The following is a 6,230-nucleotide window of genomic DNA, read 5'->3' on the forward strand; positions in this document are numbered from 1 at the left end:
GGTTTGCGGGACCGTAGAGCGCCATGGATGGCGCGAACGAGCTTACATGGACGTACTTGCAGCGTGTCCCGCAAACCCGCACCCGCCGGCCCAGCTCAGGCCATGCGCAGGCCCAGCGGCTGTTCGCCAAAACGCATGAAGCTGCCGGGCAAACGCCCGGCAGCCCCAGCATCAAACGCAATCGCAGGCTCTCAAGCCCCAACCCCGATCGGGCAACTCACCCCGGTACCACCAATCCCGCAATAGCCATTCGGGTTCTTGGCCAGGTACTGCTGGTGGTAATCCTCAGCGTAGTAATACGTCGGCGCCGGGAACTCGATCTCGGTAGTGATGGCCCCCAGCCCAGCCTCGGTCAGCCGCTGCTGGTAGGCATCACGGCTGGCCAGAGCCGCATCGAACTGCGCTTGGGACGTGGCGTGGACCGCCGAACGGTACTGGGTGCCGGTGTCGTTGCCCTGGCGCATGCCCTGGGTCGGGTCGTGGTTCTCCCAGAACACCTGCAGCAGCTCGCCCAGGCTGATGATGGCCGGGTCGAACACCACCTCCACGATCTCGGTGTGCCCGGTCAGGCCTGAACAGACCTCTTCATAGGTCGGGTTCGGGGTCACCCCGCCCGCATAGCCCACCGAGGTCGAATACACCCCCGGCAGGGTCCAGAACTTGCGCTCGGCGCCCCAGAAGCAGCCCATCGCGAAGCGGATCCGCTCCAGCCCGGCAAAGCCGTCCTTCAGCGGGTGGCTGTTCACGTAGTGCTGGTTGTGCAGCGGCAACGCGTGCTCGCGGCCGGGCAGCGCCTCTTCCGGGCGCGGCAGGCGCTGCTTGAACGCCCCGATACCCAACAGGCCCTTGGCAATCCCCAACATGGCGCTCTCCTAGGCCGGCAACGGGCCGGCGCTTTCGTCACCGTCCCATATGGGGTCATCCTCCGGCCCGCCCAAGTCCAGCCCCGCCACGATCTGCTCCGCCTCGGGCCTGGCCAGGTCCGGAACGCACACCCGCAGCACCCCGAACAGCGGCAGCTCGCCCATGCCGCCCAGCAGCGACTCGCCGAACACGAAGGCCGGGATGCCCGCCGCCTCCAGCGCGTGCTTGACCAGATGGGCGTCGAACAGGTTGTCGGCCTGGTAGATCACGTGCATGAGGCGCCTCCCGGGGGTTCTGGGGGCAGCATACGCTGGCGCTCGAATGAGTGCCGACCAACGGTCGGCACCTACCGTCTAACGCGCCCCGGAGGGACGCGTTAGACTGGCGATCTTTCTGCCTTCTGCCTGCGCATCATGTCCGAGCCTACTGCCGCCCCCACCGACGCCCTTCCGGAAACCCACGAAAAGCGGGATTTCATCCGTCAGATCGTCCGCGAGGACCTGGCCGCCGGCAAGCATGCCGCGATCAAGACGCGCTTCCCGCCCGAGCCCAACGGCTACCTGCATATCGGCCATGCCAAGTCGATCTGCCTGAACTTCGGCATCGCCGGTGAGTTCGCCGGCGTGTGCAACCTGCGCTTCGACGATACCAACCCGGCCAAGGAAGACCCCGAGTACGTGGCCGCCATCCAGGATGACGTGCGCTGGCTGGGCTTCACCTGGAACGAACTGCGGCATGCCTCCGATTACTTCGACGCCTACTACCTGGCCGCCGAAAAGCTGATCCGCGATGGCAAGGCCTATGTCTGCGACCTGTCGGCCGAGGAAGTGCGCGCCTACCGCGGCACCCTGACCGAACCCGGCCGCCCCTCGCCCTGGCGCGACCGCAGCGTGGACGAAAACCTGGACCTGTTCCGCCGCATGCGCGCCGGTGAGTTCCCGGACGGCGCGCGCACCGTGCGCGCCAAGATCGACATGGCCAGCGGCAACATCAACCTGCGCGATCCGGCCCTGTACCGTATCAAGCATGTCGAACACCAGAACACCGGCAACGCCTGGCCGATCTACCCGATGTACGACTTCGCCCATGCCCTGGGCGATTCCATCGAAGGCATCACCCACTCGCTGTGCACCCTGGAATTCGAAGACCACCGCCCCCTGTACGACTGGTGCGTGGACAACGTCGACTTCGCCCATGACGATGCGCTGACCGCGCCGCTGGTCGAACGCGGCCTGCCGCGCGAAGCCGCCAAGCCGCGCCAGATCGAATTCTCGCGTTTGAACATCAACTACACCGTGATGAGCAAGCGCAAGCTGATGGCGCTGGTCACCGAACAGCTGGTCGATGGCTGGGAAGACCCGCGCATGCCGACCCTGCAGGGCCTGCGTCGTCGTGGCTACACCCCGGCGGCGATGCGCCTGTTCGCCGAACGCGTGGGCATCAGCAAGCAGAACTCGATGATCGATTTCAGCGTGCTTGAAGGCGCGCTGCGCGAAGACCTCGACAGTGCCGCCGCGCGCCGCATGGCCGTGGTCGATCCGGTCAAGCTGGTGCTGGCCAACCTGCCCGAGGGCCATGCCGAAACGCTGACCTTCTCCAACCACCCCAAGGACGAAGCGTTCGGAACCCGCGAGGTGCCGTTCGCCCGCGAACTGTGGATCGAGCGCGAAGACTTCGCCGAAGTGCCGCCCAAGGGCTGGAAGCGCCTGGTGCCCGGTGGCGAAGTGCGCCTGCGCGGCGCCGGCATCATCCGCTGCGACGAAGTGATCAAGGATGCCGACGGCACCATCACCGAGCTGCGCGGCTGGCTGGATCCCGAATCACGTCCCGGCATGGAAGGCGCCAACCGCAAGGTCAAGGGCACCATCCACTGGGTCAGCGCCGTGCACGCCGTGCCGGCCGAAATCCGCCTGTACGACCGCCTGTTCTCGGTGCCCAACCCGGACGATGAGTCCGAAGGCAAGACCTACCGCGATTACCTCAACCCCGAGTCGCGCCGCACCGTCACCGGCTACGTCGAACCGGCCGCGGCCACCGCCGCGCCCGAACAGTCGTTCCAGTTCGAGCGCACCGGCTATTTCGTCGCCGACCGCCGCGACCACACCGCCGCCGCCCCCGTGTTCAACCGCAGCGTCACCCTGCGCGACACCTGGTCGGCGTAAGCCCCACCGCATTCGAAAGGCCTGTCCCATGCTGTACGCGCAAGTCCACCTCACCCTGCCCGCCTGGATCCACGACCAGATCGACCTGGCCCGTGCGTATCCCGGTGATGCCGCCAAGGTCGCCCTGGCGATCGAACTGTCGCGGCTGAACGTCGAGGCGGAAACCGGCGGCCCGTTCGGCGCCGTGGTGTTTGGTCCGGACGACCGCGTCATCGCGGCCGGCGTCAACCGCGTGGTGCCGCACAGCACCTCGCTGGCGCATGCCGAGAACATGGCCTACATGCTGGCCCAGCAGCGCCTGCAGAGCCCGCGCCTGAACGACGTGCTGTCGCCGATCACCCTGGCCACCTCCTCGCAGCCGTGCTGCCAGTGCTACGGCGCCACCATCTGGGCCGGCATCGACCGGCTGCTGATCGGCGCCAGCGCGCAGGATGTGGAAGAACTGACCCCGTTCGATGAAGGTCCGCTGCCGGCCGACTGGATCGGCGAACTCAACAAGCGCGGCATCGAGGTCGTGCGCGGCATCGAACGCGATGCAGCGCGCGCAGTGCTGCGCCAGTACGGGGAGATCAACGGTGCGCATTACTGATTCCCACGCCATGGGCGTGCGTCGATGAGTGGCCTGCTGTGCCTGTGCCGGCAGGGCTTCGAGCCCGAACTGGCCGGTGAGCTGGCCGAGCGTGCCGCCTACGCCAACATTGCCGGTTACGCCCGCACCCAGCGCAACGATGGCTACGTGCTGTTTGCCACCGACGAGGGCGCCGCGCTATCCAAGGCGCTGCCCTGGCGTTCGCTGATCTTCGCCCGCCAGAAGCTGGTGGTGCTGGCCGAACTGCGCGAGCTGGACCCGACCGACCGCATCACCCCGATCCTGGCCGCGCTGGAAGGCCAGCAGCGCTTCGGCGACATGTGGGTGGAGCATCCCGATTCGGATGAGGGCAAGCCGCTGGCGGGCCTGGCCCGCGCCTTCGGCAATGCACTGCGCCCGGCGCTGCGCAAGGCCGGCCTGCTCACCGACAAGCCCAACAGCAGCCTGCCGCGCGTGCACATCGTGTTCGTCGACGGTCGCCATGCGTTCGTCTGCGTGGCCGATACCCGCGACAGCGCACCGTGGGCGCTGGGCATTCCACGCCTGAAGCTGCTGCCCGACGCCCCGTCGCGCTCGGCCCTCAAGCTGGACGAAGCACTGCTGACCCTGATGAGCCCGGAAGAGCGCGAGCAGCTGGTCAAGCCCGGCATGCGCTCGGCTGACCTGGGCGCCGCCCCCGGTGGCTGGACCTGGGTGCTCACCCGCCAGCACATGCACGTGATCAGCGTGGACAACGGCCCGCTGCGCGAGCACGTGCTGGAAACCGGCCTGGTCGAACACCTGCGCGCCGATGGCTTCCACTGGCAGCCCGAGGCGCCGCTGGACTGGATGGTCTGCGACATGGTCGAGCAGCCGCGCCGCGTGGCCGAACGCATGGCGACCTGGTTCCGCGAGGGCTGGTGCCGGCACGCGATCTTCAACCTCAAGCTGCCGATGAAGAAGCGCTGGGACGAAACCCGGCTGTGCCTGGAGCTGTTCGAAGCGCAGGCCGGGCGACCGCTCACCGTGCGCGCCAAGCAGCTCTACCACGACCGTGAGGAGATCACGGTGCTGGCCTGGACCGGGCGCTGAAGAAATCTCAGCCCCTGGCGGGGCCCCGGAAGTGCTGCAGGCTGTGAGTCAGTTTCAGCGCCTTGTTCAATTCATTCAGACGGTCATTGTTCCAGCTGGGGTGCGCCCCGGCAGCCAACTGCGCGGGGCGACGCTGGCTCTCTAGGTCGCGCTGCAGGGATTTGAGGCTGTTCAGCAGGAGCTTGGCCTGGACCTCGGTCGGCGCGGCGGCGCCCTTGGAGCGGGCGAACTTGTCCAGGTTCGCCTGCGCCCACCGGCCCTCCTCGCCCCGGCAGCCGATGCCGTACGGGTGGCACCTGTTGTTGATGTGCGTGATCAGCCCATTGAAATCCTCCGCGGCCGCCTCGGGATGGGCAACGATCGCGCGCACGGTCTTTTCAGCGTTGAACGACGCCGGCCGGAAAAGCTGGTTGAGAACCTTGGCAATGCTCATGATTCTTCCTCGGGAAAGGGAGCGACGCGGCCGCACCCGTTACGGTGGGACGCCTCCAGACCCGTTCAGTCTGCTGAAACGCAGGGGCCACCCACTTTCAAGAATCAATCATCCCGGGCTCGTCGCGCCAACGCGGGGGCCTTGCCGCCGCACGCATCAGCACTGGCGACGCCGGTTCGACTCGAGGCACTGTTCGACCGGGATGCCCTGCTTGTGGGACAACAACAGCTTCACGAAGTACTGGCAACTGTCGCGATCGACGTCGTCCTGCTGGACGGCTGGCATCTTGTGGACACCCCCGGCGACGGCGCGCGGCACCACGGACTTCGCCCCCCTGGCCTCGTCGGTGGCGTCGCGCAGCGGCTTCGACGCCGCACCGCGGTTGTGTACGGTGGTGAGCTGCAATCCGAGCCCGCCGGAGACACCTCGCGAAGCGCGGCCGAACATGCGGTTCGCCGACGAGGGCTGCTGGGGACGATCAAGGGGCGAAAGTGCCATGGGGAGTTCCGGAAGATGGGAAGCGCGACGCGCTATCGAGGCCGGACAGCGCCAGCCGCGCCGCAGTCTGCGCAGTGGCAGCCCGGCCCGCTTCCAGATTTCGATCCCCTGGGACCTACAACCCCGCCGCGCGCTTCCACAGTGCCGACACCAGTGGCGGCAGCCGGCCCACGCTGCCCAGCGCGCAGCCACGCGCCAGGGTCAGATGCATCTCGTCGTTGGAAAAAATGGTGTTGATTGCGTCAAAGCCGTAGGCCGACACCGTGTTCTCGCTGCGTCGTTCGCGGGCCCAGCGCTGCAGTCGGTCGGGCGAAGCCCAGTCCTGGCGGCGCTGCTGGGCACGCAGCACCGTGGCATGCAGTGCCCCCACGTCGCGCAGGCCCAGGTTCACCCCCTGCCCGGCCAGCGGATGCACCACATGCGCTGCATCGCCCAGCGCCAGCACGCGGCCGGCCACGTAGGCGTTGGCCAGCTGGCGGCGCAGCGGGAACGCGGCGCGCCGCGACGCCAGCGTCATCGCGCCCAGCCGGGCGCCGCAGGCGCGGGTCAGCTCGGCGGTGAAGGCGGCCGCGTCCAGCGCCCGCCCCCGCGCGGCCGCGGCCTCGGGCCGCGG

The 6,230-nt window shown here is 67.9% G+C and carries 8 protein-coding genes; 3 read left to right on the forward strand and 5 right to left on the reverse strand.

The features are described 5' to 3' along the window. Nucleotides 1-191: 191 nt before the first annotated feature. Entirely contained in the window at nucleotides 192-842 is a 651-nt protein-coding gene (gene msrA / locus QMX79_RS19485; RefSeq protein ID WP_282248251.1) for a peptide-methionine (S)-S-oxide reductase MsrA, read from the reverse strand. 30 nt (nucleotides 843-872) lie between these two features. Continuing rightward, nucleotides 873-1,139 (reverse strand): DUF2007 domain-containing protein, encoded by a 267-nt coding sequence (locus tag QMX79_RS19490; RefSeq protein WP_282248244.1) that lies wholly within the window; start codon nucleotides 1,137-1,139, stop codon nucleotides 873-875. Between the two features lie 138 nt (nucleotides 1,140-1,277). Between QMX79_RS19490 and QMX79_RS19495 the strand changes: the two genes are divergently transcribed. From QMX79_RS19495 to rlmM, 3 genes are read left to right on the forward strand one after another with little or no spacing between them, the layout of a single operon-like run. Further along, on the forward strand, nucleotides 1,278-3,026 hold the full coding sequence (locus QMX79_RS19495; RefSeq protein WP_282248245.1) for a glutamine--tRNA ligase/YqeY domain fusion protein: 1,749 nt from the start codon (nucleotides 1,278-1,280) through the stop codon (nucleotides 3,024-3,026). A 28-nt stretch (nucleotides 3,027-3,054) separates the two neighbouring features. After that, a complete protein-coding gene (locus QMX79_RS19500) occupies nucleotides 3,055-3,615 on the forward strand; it encodes a nucleoside deaminase (RefSeq protein ID WP_282248246.1) in 561 nt (186 codons plus the stop codon). 24 nt (nucleotides 3,616-3,639) lie between these two features. Further along, nucleotides 3,640-4,686 carry a 23S rRNA (cytidine(2498)-2'-O)-methyltransferase RlmM gene (rlmM, locus tag QMX79_RS19505; RefSeq protein ID WP_282248247.1) on the forward strand — a complete coding sequence of 349 codons (1,047 nt, stop codon included), beginning with the start codon at nucleotides 3,640-3,642 and terminating at the stop codon, nucleotides 4,684-4,686. A gap of 7 nt (nucleotides 4,687-4,693) precedes the next feature. Here the strand turns inward: rlmM and QMX79_RS19510 are convergent, their stop codons facing one another. The 3 genes from QMX79_RS19510 to QMX79_RS19520 form a co-directional block, all read right to left on the reverse strand. Beyond that, nucleotides 4,694-5,119, reverse strand: a complete 426-nt coding sequence (locus QMX79_RS19510; protein WP_282248248.1) for a hypothetical protein — start codon at nucleotides 5,117-5,119, stop codon at nucleotides 4,694-4,696. A gap of 156 nt (nucleotides 5,120-5,275) precedes the next feature. Next, a complete protein-coding gene (locus QMX79_RS19515) occupies nucleotides 5,276-5,617 on the reverse strand; it encodes a hypothetical protein (protein WP_282248249.1) in 342 nt (113 codons plus the stop codon). 115 nt (nucleotides 5,618-5,732) lie between these two features. Then, on the reverse strand, nucleotides 5,733-6,230 hold a 498-nt coding region (locus tag QMX79_RS19520; RefSeq protein WP_282248250.1), incomplete at its 5' end, for an FAD-dependent monooxygenase.

It is taken from the genome of Stenotrophomonas sp. PS02300 (assembly GCF_029959395.1).
Classification (GTDB): domain Bacteria; phylum Pseudomonadota; class Gammaproteobacteria; order Xanthomonadales; family Xanthomonadaceae; genus Stenotrophomonas; species Stenotrophomonas maltophilia_AD.